This window comes from Nonomuraea sp. NPDC050451 (genome assembly GCF_044458585.1).
In genome coordinates this window covers 367,803-386,947 of the sequence record NZ_JBITHZ010000002.1, presented here as the reverse complement: position 1 = coordinate 386,947, position 19,145 = coordinate 367,803, and the positions used below count along the sequence as shown (strand labels likewise).

Annotated in this window: 15 protein-coding genes; 8 read left to right on the top strand and 7 right to left on the bottom strand. The window is 70.0% G+C overall.

Annotated elements, in window-relative coordinates:
- Nucleotides 1–17: 17 nt before the first annotated feature.
- Nucleotides 18–533: a GNAT family N-acetyltransferase gene (locus ACIBI9_RS07760; RefSeq protein ID WP_397221164.1), complete on the bottom strand. Its 516-nt coding sequence runs from the start codon at nt 531–533 to the stop codon at nt 18–20.
- A gap of 212 nt (nt 534–745) precedes the next feature.
- Here ACIBI9_RS07760 and ACIBI9_RS07755 point away from each other — a divergent pair, with 212 nt between their 5' ends.
- The 3 genes from ACIBI9_RS07755 (at nt 746) to ACIBI9_RS07745 (ending at nt 3,271) form a co-directional block, all read left to right on the top strand.
- Nucleotides 746–1,231 (top strand): glutathione peroxidase, encoded by a 486-nt coding sequence (locus tag ACIBI9_RS07755; protein WP_397221163.1) that lies wholly within the window; start codon nt 746–748, stop codon nt 1,229–1,231.
- Nucleotides 1,232–1,282: 51 nt separating this feature from the next.
- The gene (locus ACIBI9_RS07750; RefSeq protein ID WP_397221161.1) at nt 1,283–2,065 is read left to right on the top strand and encodes an SDR family oxidoreductase; all 783 of its coding nucleotides are present in this window, start codon (nt 1,283–1,285) and stop codon (nt 2,063–2,065) included.
- A 69-nt stretch (nt 2,066–2,134) separates the two neighbouring features.
- On the top strand, nt 2,135–3,271 hold the full coding sequence (locus tag ACIBI9_RS07745; protein ID WP_397221160.1) for a hypothetical protein: 1,137 nt from the start codon (nt 2,135–2,137) through the stop codon (nt 3,269–3,271).
- Between the two features lie 22 nt (nt 3,272–3,293).
- Here ACIBI9_RS07745 and ACIBI9_RS07740 read toward each other — a convergent pair whose 3' ends face one another.
- Nucleotides 3,294–4,352 carry a LacI family DNA-binding transcriptional regulator gene (locus tag ACIBI9_RS07740; RefSeq protein WP_397221159.1) on the bottom strand — a complete coding sequence of 353 codons (1,059 nt, stop codon included), beginning with the start codon at nt 4,350–4,352 and terminating at the stop codon, nt 3,294–3,296.
- 179 nt (nt 4,353–4,531) lie between these two features.
- On the opposite strand from ACIBI9_RS07740, the gene ACIBI9_RS07735 reads away from it, so the two are divergent.
- Nucleotides 4,532–5,746, top strand: a complete 1,215-nt coding sequence (locus tag ACIBI9_RS07735; RefSeq protein WP_397221158.1) for an ABC transporter ATP-binding protein — start codon at nt 4,532–4,534, stop codon at nt 5,744–5,746.
- Between the two features lie 105 nt (nt 5,747–5,851).
- Here ACIBI9_RS07735 and ACIBI9_RS07730 read toward each other — a convergent pair whose 3' ends face one another.
- Nucleotides 5,852–6,601, bottom strand: a complete 750-nt coding sequence (locus ACIBI9_RS07730) for an SDR family NAD(P)-dependent oxidoreductase (RefSeq protein ID WP_397221157.1) — start codon at nt 6,599–6,601, stop codon at nt 5,852–5,854.
- A gap of 25 nt (nt 6,602–6,626) precedes the next feature.
- On the opposite strand from ACIBI9_RS07730, the gene ACIBI9_RS07725 reads away from it, so the two are divergent.
- Nucleotides 6,627–7,805 carry a PQQ-dependent sugar dehydrogenase gene (locus tag ACIBI9_RS07725; RefSeq protein WP_397221156.1) on the top strand — a complete coding sequence of 393 codons (1,179 nt, stop codon included), beginning with the start codon at nt 6,627–6,629 and terminating at the stop codon, nt 7,803–7,805.
- Here ACIBI9_RS07725 and ACIBI9_RS07720 read toward each other — a convergent pair.
- A complete protein-coding gene (locus ACIBI9_RS07720) occupies nt 7,765–8,100 on the bottom strand; it encodes a carboxymuconolactone decarboxylase family protein (protein WP_397221155.1) in 336 nt (111 codons plus the stop codon). The genes ACIBI9_RS07725 and ACIBI9_RS07720 overlap by 41 nt on opposite strands.
- Nucleotides 8,101–8,380: 280 nt before the next feature.
- Here ACIBI9_RS07720 and ACIBI9_RS07715 point away from each other — a divergent pair, with 280 nt between their 5' ends.
- The 3 genes from ACIBI9_RS07715 to glnII all read left to right on the top strand — a co-directional run bounded on the left by ACIBI9_RS07715 (nt 8,381) and on the right by glnII (nt 13,234).
- Nucleotides 8,381–9,061, top strand: coding sequence for a hypothetical protein (locus tag ACIBI9_RS07715; protein WP_397221154.1), 681 nt, complete (start codon nt 8,381–8,383; stop codon nt 9,059–9,061).
- 10 nt (nt 9,062–9,071) lie between these two features.
- Nucleotides 9,072–12,038, top strand: coding sequence for an AAA family ATPase (locus ACIBI9_RS07710; RefSeq protein ID WP_397221153.1), 2,967 nt, complete (start codon nt 9,072–9,074; stop codon nt 12,036–12,038).
- Between the two features lie 176 nt (nt 12,039–12,214).
- Nucleotides 12,215–13,234 carry a glutamine synthetase gene (gene glnII, locus ACIBI9_RS07705; protein ID WP_397221152.1) on the top strand — a complete coding sequence of 340 codons (1,020 nt, stop codon included), beginning with the start codon at nt 12,215–12,217 and terminating at the stop codon, nt 13,232–13,234.
- Between the two features lie 62 nt (nt 13,235–13,296).
- Here the strand turns inward: glnII and ACIBI9_RS07700 are convergent, their stop codons facing one another.
- From ACIBI9_RS07700 to ACIBI9_RS07690, 3 genes are all read right to left on the bottom strand, one after another.
- Nucleotides 13,297–14,847, bottom strand: coding sequence for an aldehyde dehydrogenase family protein (locus tag ACIBI9_RS07700; protein WP_397221151.1), 1,551 nt, complete (start codon nt 14,845–14,847; stop codon nt 13,297–13,299).
- A 76-nt stretch (nt 14,848–14,923) separates the two neighbouring features.
- Nucleotides 14,924–15,796: a UTP--glucose-1-phosphate uridylyltransferase gene (locus tag ACIBI9_RS07695; RefSeq protein ID WP_357731356.1), complete on the bottom strand. Its 873-nt coding sequence runs from the start codon at nt 15,794–15,796 to the stop codon at nt 14,924–14,926.
- A gap of 71 nt (nt 15,797–15,867) precedes the next feature.
- Nucleotides 15,868–19,125, bottom strand: coding sequence for an NACHT domain-containing protein (locus ACIBI9_RS07690; RefSeq protein ID WP_397221150.1), 3,258 nt, complete (start codon nt 19,123–19,125; stop codon nt 15,868–15,870).
- Between the last annotated feature and the right edge of the window lie 20 nt (nt 19,126–19,145).

Below are 19,145 nucleotides of genomic sequence, written 5' to 3'. Positions count from 1 at the left end.
CCGATCCCGTGGGGTTGTTACCGCTGGGCCGTCGACGTGGTCACGTACCGGGCCGTGTTCGCCTCAGCGTCCGTGTGCGACCGCTGGAACCCGGCCTTCTCCAGCACCCTGATCGAGGCAGGATTCGACAGCTCCACGCCGGCGCACACCGTGTGCACTTCCGGCGCCGTGAGCGCGAACTCGGTCAGCGCCCGCGCCGCCTCGGACGCGTAGCCGCGGCCCTGGCGGGAGGTGACGATGCCGTACCCGATTTCCAGGGTGCCGTCGGCGGGCGGCCAGAACAGGCCGAGCGAGCCGACCACGAGACCGCTGTCGCGCTCGATGATCTGGCGGTGCCCGTACTCGCCGAACCACGAGGGGTGCTCGGCGAACAGGCCGGCGATGACGTGGTCGCCCTCGGCGGGGAAGTCCTCGGCCCAGTGCGCGGACCGGGTGCCGCCCAGGACGGCGCTGACTTCGCCGGGGGTCCAGGGACGCAGGACGAGGCGGTCGGTGGTCAGGTCGGTGCCGGACATCGAGAAGGAAGAAGACATTTGTGACTCCAGGTCGTTGAAACGATCGGGCCGCGCTCTAGGGTCGCGCGGACCGGAGAAGGGCATGCTGATGACGGCTGCTGGCAGCCATATTCATCAACCTCCTTCGTCCCGGAGTGATCAGGCGCCTCTTGCGCCGCCGCGATCTTAGCAGCCCTCGCCGAGGGAGGGCACGAGACCGAATCACGTTCCGGAGGCGTAGGGTTCGGTGCATGAGCCTCACTGACATCCAGCTCCGCACCCTCGACGACACCCCCACCACCTTCGGGGAGCTGGCGGCCGGGAAGGCCGTTCTCGTCGTCAACGTGGCCTCGCGATGCGGCCTCACCCCGCAGTACGGCGCCCTGGTCAAGCTCCAGGAGCAGTACGGCCCGCGCGGCTTCACGGTGGTCGGCATGCCCTGCAACCAGTTCGCCGGCCAGGAGCCGGGCACGGCCGAGGAGATCCAGGCGTTCTGCTCGGCGACGTACGGGGTGGACTTCCCGCTCCTGGAGAAGGCCGACGTCAACGGCCCCGGCCGGCATCCGCTCTACGAGGAGCTGACGCGGACCTCCGACGAGCAGGGCGAGGCGGGCGACGTGCAGTGGAACTTCGAGAAGTTCCTGGTGGACCGGGAGGGCGGGGTCGTGGCCCGCTTCCGTCCGCGCACCACCCCGGACGACCCGGCGGTCACGTCGGCCATCGAGAAGCTCCTCTGAGGGGCGGGAAAACCTTTCGACGCCCCGCGAGCGGTCGGCGAAGATGATCGGATGACGTCCGGGACGAGGGTCGCCGTGGTGACCGGAGTGAGCAGGCGGATCGGGATCGGCTACGCCATCGCGCGGGAGCTGCTGGCGACGGGCGCGAAGGTGCTGGTGCAGTCGTGGACCCCGCATGACGCCGAGATGCCGTGGGGCATCGACCCGGCGGGCATGGACGGCGTGCTGGAGACGTTGGGAGGCGTCGGTGACCGGCTGCACCACGTGGAGGCGGACTTCGCGGACCCGGCGGCGCCGGCGTGGGTCATGGAGCAGGCGGTCGGCAGGTTCGGGCACGTGGACGTGCTCGTGGCCAACCACGCCCGCAGCAACCGGCAGTCGCTGGAGGAGCTGACGGCCGCCGAGCTGGACCTGTCGTGGGCGGTGAACGGCCGGGCCAGCGCGCTGCTGACGCAGGCGTTCGCGGCCCAGCACGACGACACGCGGCCCGGCGGCAGGGTGATCTTGTTCACCTCGGGCCAGCATCTGGCCCCGATGCCGGGCGAGCTGCCGTACGCGATCAGCAAGGGCGCGATCCACCAGATGACGGCCAGCCTGGCCGACGCGCTCGCGGACCGGGGGATCACCGTCAACACCGTCAATCCGGGACCGGTCGACACGGGCTGGGCCGATCCCGAGCTCACCCGGCATGTCGGCCGCTCGCTTCCGGCGGGGCGCTGGGGGCGGCCGGAGGAGGTGGCCCGGCTGGTGCGCTGGCTCGCCTCGGACGAGGCCGCCTGGATCACCGGGCAGGTGATCAACTCCGAGGGAGGGTTCCGCCGCTGGTTTTCGTAATCGTGTGATTGCGCTCCGTGACGGGTAAGGGTCCAGGCATTGGCCTGAACGTCCCGCAGGGAGCACGCGATGACGATCAACCCGTACGCAGGTTCGCCGTTCAGCTACGCCACCGAGCCGGCCGTGGGGCCGTACTCGATCGTGGAGCTGATGCCCGGCGTCCGGAACCTGCTGGAGTACACCGGGCTCGAGGCGGGCGAGCGCGTGCTGCTGCTCATGGAGCACACCGTCGACCCGGTCGTCGTCCAGGCCATCGCGGCGGCCGCGGCCTACCGGGACGCCGACGTGCGCATCCTGTCCGTGCCGCCGTTCAGCCCGGGCGGGTGGGACAGGGAGGCGTCGCTGCACATCGAGACGGCCGCCTTCCGCGAGGCCGACCTGGTGATCAGCGGCACCTGGTGGGGCGAGGTGCACACCGCGCCGCTCTTCTTCGACCAGATCAAGTCACGCTCCTCCCGCTTCCTGTCGCTGCACATGACGGCCACCGCGGGGGCGCTGCTCACCGGGGGGCGGCTGCCCGCCGAGGTCTTCTACGCGCTGCTGCGCCGGACGCTGCGGCAGATGTCGGGCGCCCGCTCGATCCGGGTGACGTCCGCGCGGGGGACGGACGTGACGTTCTCGGGGCTGACGTTCGACCCGGACCCCGGCGCGATGCGGCCGGGGGACTGGCGGCCCTTCCCGTACGGGGGCGCCAACTTCTGGCCGGCCGACACCGAGGGCGTCCTCATGATCGAGGACAGCACGGTCACCGGCGTGCCCGAGGAGTCCCTGCGCATCACCCTGGAGGGCAACCTCGTACGCAAGATCGAGGGCGGGGCCGCGGCCGAGCAGCTGCGGCGTTACGCGCCCGGCGGCTTCTACATGCGTCACGGCCTGATCGGGCTCAACCCGAAGGTGCGGGTGGCCGGGGGGAACCAGTTCGAGCGGGAGAAGCACGCCGGTGCCTTCTACTGCGGCATCGACGGCCTGACCGACGGGCAGCCGGTCACGACGGGCCCGGGTTTCGCGCACTGCGACTGCCAGGTCGACCGGCCCACCGTCCTGGTGGACGGGGAGCTGTTCATCGAGAACGGGCGCCTGCTGATGCTCGACGAGCCGGAGATCAGGGAGGTCGCGGCGCGGTTCGGGCCGCCGGACGTGATCCTCGACGACAATCCGATCATGATCCTGCCCCGGCGCTACACCGGCGGGGGAGCCGCCGGCTAGCGGTGCCCTCCAACGGCGCCGGCTAGCGGTGGGGGCCGCAGCTGCCGCGGATGATGAGTTCCGTCGGCAGGACCACGCTGCGCGGCTTCCTGCCGCCCGCCCTGAGCACGAGCTCCGCCGCCCGGTAGCCCATGTCCCGGCCCGGCTGGGCGATCACCGTCAGGGGCGGGGAGCACAGCTCGGCCCAGGGCACGTCGTCGTACATCACCAGCGACACGTCCCTGGGCACCCGCAGGTCCAGCTCCCTGGCCGCCAGCACCGCCGCCTCGCCCAGCACGTTGCCCCCGGCGACCACGGCCGACAGGTCGGGGCGGCTCTGGAAGAGGCCCGAGGCGGCGGCGTAGGCGGAGTCGCGGCTGCCCGTGCCGAACACGACGAGCTCCTCGTCCACCGGCGCCCCCACGGCCTCCCTGAAGGCGTGCACCCGGCTTTCCTGGCCGGGGCCGCCGAGGAAGGCGATGCGCTTGTGGCCCAGGCCGCGCAGGTAGCGCACGGCCGTGCGGACGCCGGCCCGGTCGTCGGCCACCACGGCGGGGACGTCCAGCGGGCGGGCCGGGGCGGCGGCGGACAGGCCGTCCAGGGCCATGAGGTCGGCCACGGCCGCCGCCCGCACGTCCTCGGGGGACGACTGGAGCGGGAGGCGGTCGGCGAAGACCACCGTCATACCCGCGCGGAGCGCCGGGGACCAGGTGTCGGCGTCGCCCGACGGAACGGCGATCAGGCGGTCCACGCTCTGCTCCAGGAGCATGCCGATCAGGTCGGCCTCCTGCTCGGGGTCGCCGCCCGTGGAGCCGATCACGACGGGCTCGCCGGCCGAGCGGGCGCAGGCGAGCACGCCCTCGGAGAGCTGGCCGTAGAAGGTGTCGGTCAGGTCGGGGACGAGCAGGCCGATGCCGCCCGTGCGGCGTTGGCGCAGGTTGCGGCCCAGGGCACTGGGGCGGTAGTCGAGCTGGGCGGCGACGGCCAGGACGCGTTCTCTGGTCGCCGGGCTGGCCGAGCCGCCCGACAGTACTCTGGACACGGTCGCGACGCCCACGCCGGCCGCCTCGGCCACATCCTTGATCGTCGCCCGCTTCTCCATGGAAACGATTCCATCATGGTTTCCGGAAATCGGGAAGACTCGCCTGCCGACAACGGCTGGTCACGCGGTAACCCTTGACACCGATGTCCGTTTCGGGTGAGATGCTTGAAAACGTATCCACGTGAGTGGGTCACGGTAACAACGTCCGGGCCACCCGCCCTGGAGCGCGAAGGAATGTCATGGCATCCATCGTTCTGACGAACGTCGACAAGGTCTACGCCGGTGGCGTGAAGGCCGTGAACGGGCTCAACCTTGAGATCAAGGACGGCGAGTTCATGGTCCTGGTGGGCCCATCCGGTTGCGGTAAGTCGACCGCCCTCCGGATGATCGCGGGCCTCGAGGACATCAGCGGTGGCGAGATCGCCATCGGCGAGAAGGTGGTCAACCACCTGCCGCCCAAGGACCGCGACATCGCGATGGTCTTCCAGAACTACGCGCTCTACCCCCACATGACGGTCGAGGAGAACCTCGCCTTCGGCCTCAAGCTCCGCAAGATGCCCAAGCCGGAGATCCAGAAGCGGGTCAACGAGGCCGCCAAGATGCTCGGCCTCGAGACGTACCTCAAGCGCAAGCCGGCCGCCCTCTCCGGTGGTCAGCGCCAGCGTGTCGCCATGGGCCGCGCCATCGTGCGTGAGCCGCAGGCCTTCCTCATGGACGAGCCGCTGTCCAACCTGGACGCCAAGCTCCGCGTCTCCATGCGCGCCTCGCTCAACCAGATGCACGAGCGCCTCGGCGTCACCACCGTCTACGTCACGCACGACCAGGTCGAGGCCATGACCCTCGGCGACCGCGTCTGCGTGCTGCGCGACGGTCTGCTCCAGCAGGTCGACACCCCGCAGAACCTGTTCGACAAGCCGGTCAACCTGTTCGTCGCCGGCTTCATGGGCTCGCCCTCGATGAACTTCGCCACCGCCGAGCTCGTCCGCGACGGCGGCGCCGCCGCCGTCTCCTTCGCCGGCATCAAGCTGCCGATCCCCGACTCGACCTTCTCCGACAAGCCGGGCCTCGACCAGTACGTCGGCAAGAAGATCATCCTCGGCATCCGCCCCTCCGACTTCGAGGACGCCGCCTCGGCCGGCAACCACGCCAACGGCTGGGCCACGCTGCCGGTCAAGGCGGAGGTCACCGAGGAGCTGGGCTCCGAGATCAACGTGCTGTTCCTGATCGACGCCCCGCCGGTCGAGCACAAGGACACCGTCGCCGCCGCCGACGCCGGTGACGACGAAGAGGCCGCGCTGCCGCTGTCGGGCGACAAGTCCCTGTGGACCGCCCGCGTCAACGCCCGCAGCCACGCCCGTCCCGGCCAGAACATCGACCTGGTCCTCGACACGCACAACCTGCACTTCTTCGACCCCGAGAGCGGCCTGTCGATCGGCCACGAGGCCAACCGCTAGCCGACTCCTGCATTCCCGGTCGTGAGCCCCGCTCACGGCCGCTCGGGCCCCCACCGCGACCCCCTCCCGCGGCGGGGGCCCGTTCCATAGGGCCCTGGTACGGGCTCAGCGGCCGATGCTCGATGAGACGCGGGACTGCAGGCCGCGCGGCACGAGCTTGCCGATCGCGACGATGGCCTTGTAACGCAGGTCGGGAACGGACACCCGCTTGCCCAGCGCCAGGTCGCGCATGCCCTCCCGCACCACGTCGTCGGCCTTCAGCCACAGGAACCCGGGGATCCCCGAGACGTCCATCAAGGCCCGCTGGTGGAACTCGGTCCGTACGAAACCGGGGCAGAGCGCCATGATCTTGATGCGCGGGTTGCCCACCTCGTTCGCGGCGGACTCGCTGAAGTTCACCACCCACGCCTTGGACGCGCTGTACGTGCCCCGCGTGAAGAAGGCCGCCACCGAGGCCACGTTGACGATCGCGCCCCGGTCGCGCTCCCGCATGCCGGGCAGCGCCGCCAGGGTCAGCCTCAGCACGGCCTCGCAGTGCACCTTGAGCATGCGCACCTCGTCCTCGACCGGCACCTCGGGGAACCGGCCCGGGTGGCCGAAGCCGGCGTTGTTGACCAGCAGGTCGACGCCGCCGGCGATCCTGGACTCCACCCTGGCCAGCCCCTCCTCGGTGGCGAGGTCGGCGGCCAGCACCTCGACGGCGACGCCGTACCTGAGCTTGAGCTGGTCGGCGCTCTCGGAGAGCCGTTGCTCGTCACGGGACACCAGGACGAGCGAGAAGCCGTCGGCGGCCAGGCGCCGGGCGAAGGCGGCGCCGAGGCCGGAGGTCGCGCCGGTGATCAATGCGGTAGGCATACCTGAACCCTAATGCCGTGCGAGGATGGGCTCCGTGCGACCCGTGGCGGCCTTAGCGGCCCTCGTCCTCGTGACCCTGACCGCGTGCGCGCAGGAGCCGGCGCCGCCCGCGCCGGTCCCGCTCGACCCCGTGGAGAGCGCCACCCCGGCGCCGGAGTCCGCCGGGACGGAGCCCGCCGAGACGGAGCCTCCGGAGCGCGGGAAGCTGCGCTTCAAGCAGATCGCCAAGCTGGAGCAGCCGGTGGCGTTCGCCGTGCGCAAGGGCGACGACCGCCTCTACGTCGCCGAGCAGACCGGCAGGCTGCGCACCTCCGACGGCGACGTCGTGATCGACCTGTCCAGCGAGGTGAGCGGCGGCAACGAGCAGGGCCTGCTCGGCGTCGCGTTCCACCCCTCCGGCCGCTGGGTCTACCTCGACTGGACTGACGCGCGGGGCGACACCCACGTCACCGAGTGGGCCTTCGACGGCTCCAAGGCCACGGCCAGGCGCGACGTGCTCACCCAGGACCAGCCCTATCCCAACCACAACGGCGGCCAGCTCGCCTTCGGCCCCGACGGCCACCTCTACATCGCGCTCGGCGACGGCGGCAGCGCCGGCGACCCCCAGGGCAACGGCCAGGACCTGGCGACCCTGCTCGGCAAGATCCTGCGCATCGATCCGCGCGGCGGCCGGCCGTACAAGATCCCGGAGGACAACCCGTTCGCCGACAAGAAGGGCGCAAAACCCGAAATATGGGCTTACGGGCTCCGCAACCCCTGGCGGTTCGGCTTCGACCGCGGCACGGGAGACCTGTGGATCGGCGACGTCGGGCAGAACGCCTGGGAGGAGGTCGACCACCAGCCGGCCGGGTCGCGGGGCGGCGAGAACTACGGCTGGAACACCCGCGAGGGCGAGAGCCGCTTCCGGGGCGCCAAGGGCCGCGACATGGTCGACCCGGTGATCACGTACTCCCTGGACGAGGGCGGAAACTGCTCCGTGATCGCCGGATACGTCTACCGCGGCGAGAAGATCCCCTGGCTGCGGGGCCGGTTCCTGTACGGCGACTTCTGCGCCGGCTGGATCAAGGCCGCACCCGCCGACGCGCCGCAGGACGGGGCCGAGGTCGGGAAGGTCGAGCAGCTCTCGTCGTTCGGCGAGGGGCACGACGGCGAGCTGTACGCGCTCAGCCTGCGTGGTCCGCTCTACCGGATCGAGCCTGCCTGACCCGCTCGATCAGCCCTTCGACCTGGTCGTTCAGCTTGCTCCCCCGGGCCCAGCCCGCGTAGAGCGTCAGGAAGACGACCACCTCGCGCAGCTCGGTCTCGGTGAGCTCGCACGAGCGCAGCGCGGTGTCGAGCTGGACGTCCGTCTGCTCGTGGAGGCCCTGGCCGACGAGCAGCCCGAGAAGGAGCAGGCGGCGCTCCCGCACCGACAGGACCGTCCTCGACCAGACCTCGGCGAACTGCCGTTCCGCCGTCATGCCGAAAGAGTCGACGGTCTCCATTGCGGGTTCTGACATTTGCGCTCCCGGGGCGGTCGGAAGGGATCCTCATATCTTTCGCTACTTCCCCAGTTGAACCAATGGGGGTTGCATGAACGTTGTAGCCACATGAACCGGCCCCCGAGGTGACCCCGCCACGGAGTGCTACGGACCGTGCACAAAGCCTTAATTGATCTGTAACAAGTAAAGCCAAGGCATGGCCAAGATTTGGTCAAGATTTTTCCCTCCGCTTCGCGCTCATTGTGTCGGAAAGCGGGCACAACAACTCCGTTGGTCCGTAAAGCGGAGGTAAGCCCTGGTGAAAAAGGCACGGGGTTTGATCGCGGTCACGGTCGCGATCCTGATGCTGTCCGCGTGCGCCGGACAGCCCGAATTCCATTACGTACGCGACAAGGCGGGCACGACCTACTTCAAGGTGCCGTCCTCGTTCACGCAGCTCAACGCCTATCCCATCGAGCTGTACCTGTCCGGCGACCATCCGAACTCGGAGGCGGCCCTGCTCCGGGCCCAGCGGGTGTGGTCGACCGCCTTCGACCAGGCCGCGGAGCCGTCGGTCAACCACCTGCTCGGCTCGACGGAGCCGTTCGTCTACGCCACCGTGCACCAGCTCACGGAGGAGCAGCGGGACGCGATCTCGCTGAACCGGTTGCGCGACTTCGTGCTGCCGGTGACCTCGCAGATGCGCGAGCTCTACGCGCAGCAGGCCATGGCGACGGGCCAGCCGTCGATGTTCAAGAACTTCCTCCTCATCAACGACGAGGTCATGACGATGGACAACGGCGCCAGGGGAGTCCGGGTCCGCTTCGAGTACCAGATCGGCGACGACGTCCAGACGTTCGACCAGACCGCCATCCTCGACGAGAAGGGCGCCACGGTCTCCGTCATGCTCATCGGCTGCCAATCCGTCTGTTTCCGGAAGCGCGCCGCCGAGTTCGACAAGATCGAGAGTACGTTCAAGCTGCTCCGGCTGCCTGGATGAGGGAGCACCATTGACCACGACCAATCACCATGAAGGGCTGCGCGCCCCCGGCAGCGGGCCCTCCGACCCCGAATCCGTGACCAGAAAGAAGATGCAGTTCTGGGACCGGAGCAAATTCCTCATCGCCCTGGTGGTGGCCTACCTCATCCTCACGTGGAAGGTGATGGCCGACTTCCAGGGCATCGTCGTGTTCCCCGAGGCCGCCCAGAGGATCGCGTACGAATACCAGTGGATCCTCTGGCTGCTCGGCGTGGAGGTCGTGCGGCAACTCCACTTCGTCATCAGCGAGCACTGGTCGGCCTACCACCGCTTCTGGAGCCAGCGGGTGTTCGGCGGCTTCGAGCGCTGGACGCACCGGCGCTTCGACGACTGGACGAGGTACCGGCTCTCGCGGGCACTCAAGGTCACCTTCTTCGTGGTGCTGACGGCCCTGGTGCTGGGGGCGGTGCTGGACGTCAGCCCGTTCGTGGCGGTGATGCAGGCGCCGGCGCTGCTCTGGAACGCGATGCCGTTCCTGATCCAGATCGTCTTCCTGTTCTTCGTGGTCATCATCCAGTTCGTGGGCCTGTTCTGGTTCCTGTCCAGGGGCGGGGTGGAGACGTACTTCCCCGACGACATCAAGACCCGCTTCAACGACGTGTGGGGGCAGGACCACGTGGTCGAGCGCGTCCGGGAGAACATCGTCTTCCTCGAACGCCCCGACGAGATCGAGCGGCGCGGCGGGTACGTCCCCAGCGGCCTGCTGCTGTGGGGGCCGCCGGGCACCGGCAAGACCCTCATGGCCGAGGCCGTCGCGGGTGAGACCGGCAAGCCGTACGTGTTCGTGGATCCGGGCGCGTTCACGAACATGTTCATGGGCGTCGGCATCCTGAAGGTCAAGGCGCTGTTCAGGAAGCTGCGCAAGCTGGCGCTCCGGTACGGCGGAGTGATCGTCTTCTTCGACGAGGCCGACTCGCTCGGCAAGCGCGGCCGCCTCGCCCAGCAGGGCCCGCCCGGACAGGGCGGCTTCTCCGGCCTGTCCGGCGTCAACGGCTGCCACGGGCTCAACTACCTGTCCGAGGAGACCCGCCAGGTGCTGGCCTTCCGGGCCAGGCGCGAGTCGCCCGACGAGCCGGAGCGGCGCAACCGCTTCTTCATGGGCGGCGGCATGAACGGCTCGGGCGACCCCGGCACGCTGCAGGCGCTGCTCACCGAGCTGTCCGGGCTCAAGAAGCCGCGCGGGTTCTTCAACCGGCTCGTCCGCCGACTGCTCGGCATGCGGCCCAAGCCGCCGCCCAAGTACCGCATCCTCGTCATGATGGCCACGAACCGGCCCGACGCGCTCGACGAGGCGCTGCTGCGGCCAGGCCGCATCGACCGCATCTACAAGGTCGGCTACCCGTCCAAAGCCGGTCGGGTCCGCACGTACCAGGGCTATTTCGACAAGGTGTGGCACGAGCTCACCCCGGAGCAGATCGACAAGCTCGCCACGATCACCCCGTACGCCACCGGCGCCACGATCAAGGACCTGGTCAACGAGTCGCTGATCACCGCCATCAGGGACGGGCGCGAGATCATCACCTGGTCGGACGTGCTGCGGGCCAAGCGGCTCAAGCAGCTCGGCCCGCCCGAGGACGTCGAGTACATCGAGCGCGAGCGGCACGCCGTGGCCGTGCACGAGGCCTGCCACGCCGTCGTGGCGTACGTGACCCGCTTCCACCTCGAGATCGACATCGCCACCATCGAGAAGGGCGCCGACTACCTGGGCATGGTCGCCTCGATCAAGCCCGAGGACCAGTTCACCCGGTGGAAGTCCGAGCACGAGGCCGACATCATGGTCTCCCTGGCCTCGCTGGCCGGCGAGCGGATGTTCTTCGGGGAGGACAACTCCTCCGGCGTCTCCGGCGACCTGTACTCGGCCACGTACCTGACCGCCATGATGGAGTCGTACTGGGGCATGGGCTCCGGCGTCACCTCGCTGCCGGCTCTCCAGGAGCTGGAGATCATGGGCGGCAAGGCCATGCGCAAGGCCCGTCCCGGTGGTGGCGGCTCGATCGGCATCACCGAGAGGGAGCCTGCCAGGAACCAGCCCGACCTCACCCCCGACGTGCTGGGGGAGCGGATCGAGTTCAACCTGGTGCGCCTGCTGGAGAAGACCGAGGAGCTGCTGCAGGAGCACCGCAGGGAGGTGCTCTGCGTGGCGCACGCGCTGGAGACGCACAAGACGCTCAACGGCGACGACGTGGTGGCCATCATCCGCAGGGAGCCCGGGCCGCTCATCGACGGCACGATCTACGCCTCCGACGAGCTCTGCCGGGAGCTGGAGGACTACCACCGCGACGCGGCCAGGGCCCACAAGGAGCACAGCCACATCGAGCGCGACCTGCCCGGGCCCGCGGAGGAGCCGGTGGAGCTGCAGCCGGTCGCCTACGGCGCCCCCAGCGTGACGGCCGTCCAGCTGGCACCCCCGACGGTGCAGCCCTCGGTGATCCAGGCTCCGGCGCCCATCACGCACGACGTGAACGGAGAGGCGGCCGACCGCCCCGAGTTCGTGCCGTGGGCGGCGGCCTCGCCGCCTCCCACGCCCGTGTCCGTCGTGGTGGGGACGCCTACCGCGGCTCCGGTCCCGCCCCCGGCGCGGCGGCGCGCGGGGCGGGTCTGGCTGGTCGTCGCCAGCCTGCTCGGGCTCGTGGCGCTGTCCATCATCGCGGCGCTCGCGGTGACGGGCACGGTGGCGGGCGTCGGCACGAACGCGGCCACCTCGACGGTGGCCTCGCCGGGGCTGCTGCTCCTGCTGTTCGTCGTGGTGGTCGCGGTGATCGTGGGCGCCGGGCTCGCGTTCGTCGCGATCAAGGGGGTACGCGCCGCGCAGGCCAAGGCCGAGCGCGAACGCGACCAGGCCCACGCCCGCGCCCAGCTCCTGGCGGCGGCGATGGATCCCGACACGGCGATGCGGCTGCTCGGCTACGACGGGAACGGAACGGAGGGCCGTACCTGACACGAAAGCCCTGACAGCATGGCGTGGTGCCCCCCGGCGCCGCGCCATGCGCCGTCGTCGCATCCTTTACTTTTCGCGGCCCGATTAACACGGCGTTCACATTCGGGCAAAAACCGGGAAACGGCTGTCCGTAAGACTCGGCGTGGCTGTGAAACACCGTGAAGAAAAGGACCGCCGTGAGCTACAAGGCTGAGTACATCTGGATCGACGGCACCGAGCCCACGGCTCTGCTGCGCTCGAAGACGAGGATCCTCGCCGACGGGGCCGAGCCGCCGGTCTGGGGCTTCGACGGCTCCAGCACCAACCAGGCCGAGGGCCACTCGTCTGACCGCGTGCTCCGTCCGGTGTTCGTCTGCCCCGACCCGATTCGCGGCGGTGACCACGTCCTGGTCCTCTCCGAGGTCGAGGAGATCAACGGCGACGCGCACGTCAGCAACACCCGCGCCCTGCTCCGCCCGATCGCCGAGAAGTACGCCGCTCAGGACTCCTGGTTCGGCATCGAGCAGGAGTACACCTTCTTCAAGGGCAGCCGCCCGCTCGGCTTCCCCGAGGGCGGCTTCCCCGCCCCGCAGGGCCACTACTACTGCGGCGTGGGCGCCGAGGCCGTGTTCGGCCGCGAGATCGTCGAGCTCCACCTCGACCGCTGCCTCGCCGCCGGCCTGAAGATCTCCGGCATCAACGCCGAGGTCATGCCCGGCCAGTGGGAGTTCCAGGTCGGCCCGGCCGGCCCGCTCGAGGTCTCCGACCACCTGTGGATCGCCCGCTACCTGCTCTACCGGACCGCCGAGGAGTTCGGTGTCGAGGCCACCCTCGACGCCAAGCCCGCCCGCGGCGACTGGAACGGCGCCGGCGCGCACACCAACTTCTCGACCAAGGCCATGCGCGAGGGCTACGACGCCATCATCACCGCCTGCGAGTCGCTCGGTGAGGGCGACAAGCCGATGGAGCACGTCACCCAGTACGGCGCCGACATCGAGTCCCGTCTCACCGGCCACCACGAGACCGCCCCGTGGAACAAGTACAGCTACGGCGTGTCCAACCGCGGCGCGTCCGTGCGTATCCCGTGGCAGGTCGAGGTGGAGAAGAAGGGCTACATCGAGGACCGTCGCCCGAACGCCAACGTCGACCCGTACGTGGTCACCCGCCTGCTGGTGAACACCTGCTGCTCCGCCCTGGAGAAGGCCGGCCAGGTCTGACCTGCCCCGCAAGCGGAAAAGAACGGGCCCCTCGTCCCCGAGGGGCCCGTTCTTCGCGTTGATCACGGCAGGCGGAAGGCCAGGTCGGGCTCGATCTCGGCGACGTCCATCTGGGCCTTCTGCAGGCGGCCCGAATGGTCCCAGTTCATCGCCTGCCAGCGGGTGAACTGGTCGAGCACCCACATGCCGGACTGGCGGCTGCCGTTGCCGGACTTGCCGTTGCCGCCGAACGGGAGGTGGGCCTCGGCGCCCGAGGTCGAGTTGTTGACGCTGACCATGCCCGCCGAGATGCCCTCGCGGAAGCGGAAGGCGTGCTGCGGGTCGGTCGTGTAGATCGAGCTCGACAGGCCGTAGCCGGGCAGGTTGGCCAGCTCGATGGCCTCGTCGAGGGTGCTGAAGGTGGTCACGCCGACGATCGGGCCGAACGTCTCCTCCAGGAACAGGCGGTCGGTGGGCCGGACGCCGTCGACGACCACCGGGTGGTAGTAGAGGCCCCCACCGTTGGGGCTGCCGCCGTCGAAGTCACGGCGCGGGTTGTCCCCCGTAATTTTCCCGATATTTCCGGATACGACCTTGTGGTGGGGCTGGATCCAGGTCAGGTACTCCTCGTACCGGTCTGCGAACTTCTGGTCGAGCAGCGGACCCGCCAGCACGTCCTCCTCGGGGTCGCCGATCCTGGCCTTGCCCACGGCCCGCGCGAACCGCTCCACGAACTCGTCGTGCACGCTCTCGTGCACGATCACCGTGCCCAGGCTGGTGCAGCGCTGGCCGGCCGTACCGAAGCCGGAGAACAGCGCGCCCTCCACGGCCAGGTCGAGGTCGGCGTCCGGCATGATCACCATCGGGTTCTTGCCACCCAGCTCCAGGCAGGCCGACTGCAGGTGCCGCCCGGTCAGCTCGCCGATCTTCCTGCCCACCTCGCTGGAGCCGGTGAACCCGACCTTCTGCACGCTCCCCTCGCCGAGGGCCTGCTCCAGGCCCTGGTACGTCTCGGCGCCGTCGGCGAACACGATGTTCAGCACGCCGTCGGGCAGCCCGGCGGCCGCGAAGAGCTGGAACATGGCGTGCGCGGAGGCGGCGGCGTACTCGGCGGGCTTCCAGACGACGGCGTTGCCGCAGAGCAGCGCCGGGACCAGGTACCACGAGGGGACGGCGACCGGGAAGTTGCCCGCGGTGACGACCGCCGCCACGCCGATCGGGTTGCGGAACGTGAACAGGTTCTTGGCCGGCATCTCCGACGGGACCGTCTGCCCGTACAGCCTGCGGCCCTCGCCCAGGAAGAAGTCGCACGTGTCGACGATCTCCCGCACCTCGCCGAGGGACTCCGCGTACGGCTTGCCGATCTCCTCCGTCACCAGGCGGGCCAGCCGCTCGGCGTTGGCCTCGACCAGCCGGCCGATGGAGGCGATCACCCGGCCGCGCACGGGCGCGGGCACCTTGGCCCACTCGCGCTGGGCCTCCTTGGCGGTGCGGCAGGCGGCGGCGAACGTGGCGGCGTCGGCCAGCCCGACGTGGGCCACGACCTCGCCGGTGCGCGCCGGGTTGGTCGACGGGTACGTGGTGGCGCTTCCCGTCTCCTTGCCACCCACGATGGAAACGATCTGACGGCTCACCGGTGTCCTCCTCATAGTTCCTTCGGTCAGACAATCATCTCGCCGAAAAAAACCCAACCGGAAAGAACCCAAGATGTCAGCCGCTCTCCTGGGCGAGTTTGCGCAGCTCCGGCCCGAACCTCGGGTGCGCGAGCGCGGCGGCGAACTGGGCCTTGAGGTAGTTGAGCGGCGAGCCCGTGTCCCACCAGGTGCCGTCGATCACCTGCCCGTACACCGGATGGTCCGCGGCGTGCCGGTGCAGGGCGTCGGTGAGGTAGATCTCGCCCTGCGGGTTCTCGTGCCACCTGCGCGTCTGCTCGTGGAGCTCCTCGACGACGCCCGGGGTGACGACATATCCGCCGATGGCGGCGTACCGGGAGGGGGCCTGTTCGGGGGACGGCTTCTCCACCAGCCCGGAGATCAGCAGGCGGCCGCCGCCGAGGTCCTCCTTGACGATCGGCACGCCGTAGCGCGAGGCGTCCTCGACGGCCATCGGCATCAGGGCCAGCACGGGGGCGTGGGTGGCGTCGTACGCGGCCTTGAGCTGCTTGGCCCTGGGCACCTCGGCCACGAAGACGTCGTCGGCCCACAGCACCATGAACGGCTCGTCGCCGATGACGCGGGCGGCGTTGAGCACGGGCGTGCCGTTGCCGTAGGGGCCGTTCTGGTACAGGTACGTGATGTGGGCCAGCGACGACAGCTCCGCCACCGCGTCGGCCAGGTCGTCCTTGCCGGCGGCGCGGAGCTGGAGCTCGAGGTCGGCGTCGGGGGCGAAGTGCCGCTGAATGAGATCCTTGCGGGACGAGGTGACGATGGTGATCTCGTCGATGCCGGAGTCCACGAGCTCCCGGATGGTGTGCTCGATGACCGGCTTGTCGCCGATCGGCAGCATCTCCTTGGGCAGCGCCCTGGTCAGCGGCAGCAGCCGCGATCCGAGGCCTGCCACGGGGATGACGGCTTTGTGGACCATGCGTCTCTCCTTGATCGAGCGGCTTGATCGTGCGGGGAGAGAGCCGACGTTACCTCAGCCGATTTTTGAGGTCAGACGCCGAGGTGCCGGATTTTGACGGTGCCGCGAAGGAGATGCTCGTTCGTGACCCGCTGACCGGCCTTGAGGATCACGACGAGACCGTGCTTTCCCGCCAGAGGGCCGAGGTCGATACCGTCGGCCGCGCGTAGAAGGCGCAATGTCCGCAGATGGGGCAGATGCGCGAGCGGCGCGAGGTCGGTCACCGGGCCGCAATCGTCCAAGCCCAGCTGGATGAGGCCCTCCTGACGCCGGAGTGGAGTCAGATCCTCGATGTCGAGACCCCGCAGCCAAAGGGCCTCCAAGCGGAAGTGCTCGAGCTCTGCCAGGTCCAACCGGGCCGGGCCGGTGAGCTGCAGCGACTTCAGTGCGGGACAGGATTGCGGCAGGACCTTCAGGCAGTCGCCGGCTCCCGTAGGGGTGGCCAACGTCAGTGTTCTCAGATTGCGCATCCCGGAGAACACCGCAGGCGGTATCGGCAGGTAGTCACGACCGAGGGACAGATACCGCAGCTCGGTTTGCCGGGACAGCGGCCCCGTCCAGCCGGCCGGGTCGCGCGCCGGGAGGTCCAGTGTCAGCGCCTCCAAGCGCGGGATCCGGTCGAGGAAGGCCAGATCGTCGAATTCGACCTTCCAGAGCGTGAGATCGCTCAATCGGGGGAGGCTGCTGAGCGCCGCCAGGTCGACAGCGCGTGTTTCGGCGAGGTCGACCCAGAGGCTCTCCAGAACGGGCAACGCCTCCACGTCCTTCAGGGAGTCCGTGGCGACGTTCTGCAGGCTCAGGCTCTTCAACTGCGGCAGGTCTCGCAGGAAACCCAGGTCGGTGAGCGGCTCCTCCACGGTGACGGTCAGGTTCTCCACCTTCCGCAGGTGCGCCGCGGCGCGAAGGAGACGGGCGTTCGGGATCGTGACATCGTCGACTCCGGCCAGCACGCGTCGCGCGTAGGCGTCGGCGTCGTAGTAATTCCAACCCTCGTTGAGCTCCTTGCGGACCTCCCACCGCTGATCGGCCGCGTACCCGGCGAGCTTGTCCAGTGCCTCCGGACCGTTGATCAACCAGGCGGTCCTCACTGTGTTGGCCGCTCGTAGCGGCGTCAGATGGGACAGATCGTCCGGCAGCCGCCGCAGGATCTCCTCGCCCACCGCCGCGAGCACGCCCGCCTCCACTTCCGAGCGCGGCGGGATCACCCTGGCCAGGCACGCCTCGATGCGGTCGCGCAGCTCCACCGGGATCTCCTGGATAGTCTCCAGGCACCCCGCCACCAGTAACCGCAGCCGTCGCGCGTGCGGCCCGCCGTGGTCGGCGCGGTCCAGCAGGCCCGCCAGCAGCTCCCTGCGCACGCGGCCGGTCGCGTGGCCGGCGGCCATCACCACGACCTCGCGCCACTGGTCGAGATGCGCCCGCTCGACCGCCGCCTCCACGTCCTCGTCCTCCACGAGCTGTCCCGCCGCGAGGTACTCCTGCACCGTGCGGTGCGCGAAGTCGATGCGGCCGGGCACCGGCTCGCGCAGCACGCCGGACCGGCGGAGCAGGTGTTCGAGCACGTCGGCGGCCGGGTACGGCATGCGGGTCATCAGGGCCAGCTTGCGTTCGACGCTCTTCAGCGCCGTGGCCTTCGACAGCTCCGACCGGCCCATGGACACCAGCCGCCAGGCGAGGTCGCGCAGGATCCAGACCTTCTGGTCAGGGTCCAGGGAGACCTCGTCGGCGATCCGGCGTTCGGCGTCCCGCCGTTCCAGCAGCAGGCTGAGCACCGCGTCGTAGAAGCCCATCCGATTGCGCGGCAGCTGCGTGCGGCGGTCGAGGTTGAGCGCGCACAACATCGCGGCCAGCAGCGGCGTGGACGCCACCACCCCCAGGTGCGGGTTGGACTCCATGCGGGCCAGCAGCGCGAGCTCGTAGCCCTCCAGCTCCTCGGGCGCGCACGGCAGGCTGGGGCAGTCGCGCATCGCCACGTGCCACTGCCGGATGAGCTCCCGCAGGTCCCCGGGCGTCATCGGTTCCAGCGTCGCCGCCGCGAACCCCTCGTCCGCCAGCCACCGCGCGTCCGCCGCCGTCGGCCGCGAGGTCACCACCACGCGCATCCCCGGGTACGCGGCCAGCAGCCGCGACAGCCACTCCCGGACGGCCGGGCGGTGCCGTACCGGCAGTTCGTCCACGCCGTCCACCAGCAGCAGCCCGCGGCCGGACTCCAGGACCCGCTCCACCCACCCGCGCGGCATGCGCCCGGAGACCTCCTGGGCGACGTCGTCCAGGAACGCGGACGGCGCGGGGAACCTGCCGCCGGCGTGGCTGCGGAGCTTGATCATCAGAGGTACGCAGCCGTTCCAGCCGGACAGGGCGCCGGAGAAGTCGCCGCGGGCGGCGGTGACGGCCAGCCAGCGCAGCAGCGTGCTCTTCCCCGAGCCCGCGTCGCCGCGCAGCAACATGAGGCGTTCGCGGCCCAGCGCCGACTCGATGCGCTCGGTGCCGAGCTCCCCGGCGGGGCGGCCGGTGAGCGAGGCGACCGAGAGGCGCTCGGGGGCGCGGCGCCCGCGCTCGCCCGCCGAGACGTTGAGGCTGATGTAGGCGACGCTCAACGACGTACGGGGCCGGTAGTTCTCCACCCGCACCCCGAACAGCTCCACCTCGTCCAGAGTGCGGCTGACGAAGCCGAGGTAGTGGCGCTGGAACGCGTCGTCGTCCTGGCGGCCCTCGGGCGCCTCCAGCGTGCGCAGGGGGATGCGGGCGAGCAGGCGTTCCATGCCCTCGGCCAGGCCGCTCAGCCGGGCCAGGCTCTCCGTGGCCGCCCGCGGCACGTACTGGGGGAGCTGGCGCATCATGCCCGTCAGGCACTCGACGCATTCGGCGAGCAGCACCCCGTACAGCTGGTCCTCCGCCTCCCCGAGCCGGGGCTCCGGCAGCCGCGAGATGACGCGCTCGGCGAGCTTGGCGGGGTCGGCGTCGGCCTCGAAGAGGGCGGCGTCGGACAGGTCCGCCTGCCGCAGGGCGTGGACCACCTCCAGCAGCACGGCGGCCCTCGCCTGCTCGTCCAGCCCGCGGAACTCCTGCTCCAGCAGCCGGGCCAGCCGCCCCTCCACCGCCAGCGCGATGCCCTGGAGCTGGTTGTCGAACTTCCTGGGCGCCAGCCGGTCACGGAAGCCGCCCTGGATGAGGTCCTTCAGCTCCGAACCGCGCTCGTTGCGCGCGGCCCGGGTGGCGAGCCACTCCCGCATGGCACGTTCGGCGATCGACTTGCCCGCGGCCGTCAGCGCCGCCTCAATGCCTGGCATGCCTCCCTATATACAGGCTT

Coding starts and splice junctions, on each gene's coding strand:
- ACIBI9_RS07760 (WP_397221164.1), bottom strand. CDS start 533: ATGTCTTCTTCCTTCTCGATGTCCGGCACCGACCTGACCACCGACCGC.
- ACIBI9_RS07755 (WP_397221163.1), top strand. CDS start 746: ATGAGCCTCACTGACATCCAGCTCCGCACCCTCGACGACACCCCCACC.
- ACIBI9_RS07750 (WP_397221161.1), top strand. CDS start 1,283: ATGACGTCCGGGACGAGGGTCGCCGTGGTGACCGGAGTGAGCAGGCGG.
- ACIBI9_RS07745 (WP_397221160.1), top strand. CDS start 2,135: ATGACGATCAACCCGTACGCAGGTTCGCCGTTCAGCTACGCCACCGAG.
- ACIBI9_RS07740 (WP_397221159.1), bottom strand. CDS start 4,352: ATGGAGAAGCGGGCGACGATCAAGGATGTGGCCGAGGCGGCCGGCGTG.
- ACIBI9_RS07735 (WP_397221158.1), top strand. CDS start 4,532: ATGGCATCCATCGTTCTGACGAACGTCGACAAGGTCTACGCCGGTGGC.
- ACIBI9_RS07730 (WP_397221157.1), bottom strand. CDS start 6,601: ATGCCTACCGCATTGATCACCGGCGCGACCTCCGGCCTCGGCGCCGCC.
- ACIBI9_RS07725 (WP_397221156.1), top strand. CDS start 6,627: ATGGGCTCCGTGCGACCCGTGGCGGCCTTAGCGGCCCTCGTCCTCGTG.
- ACIBI9_RS07720 (WP_397221155.1), bottom strand. CDS start 8,100: ATGTCAGAACCCGCAATGGAGACCGTCGACTCTTTCGGCATGACGGCG.
- ACIBI9_RS07695 (WP_357731356.1), bottom strand. CDS start 15,796: ATGGTCCACAAAGCCGTCATCCCCGTGGCAGGCCTCGGATCGCGGCTG.
- ACIBI9_RS07690 (WP_397221150.1), bottom strand. CDS start 19,125: ATGCCAGGCATTGAGGCGGCGCTGACGGCCGCGGGCAAGTCGATCGCC.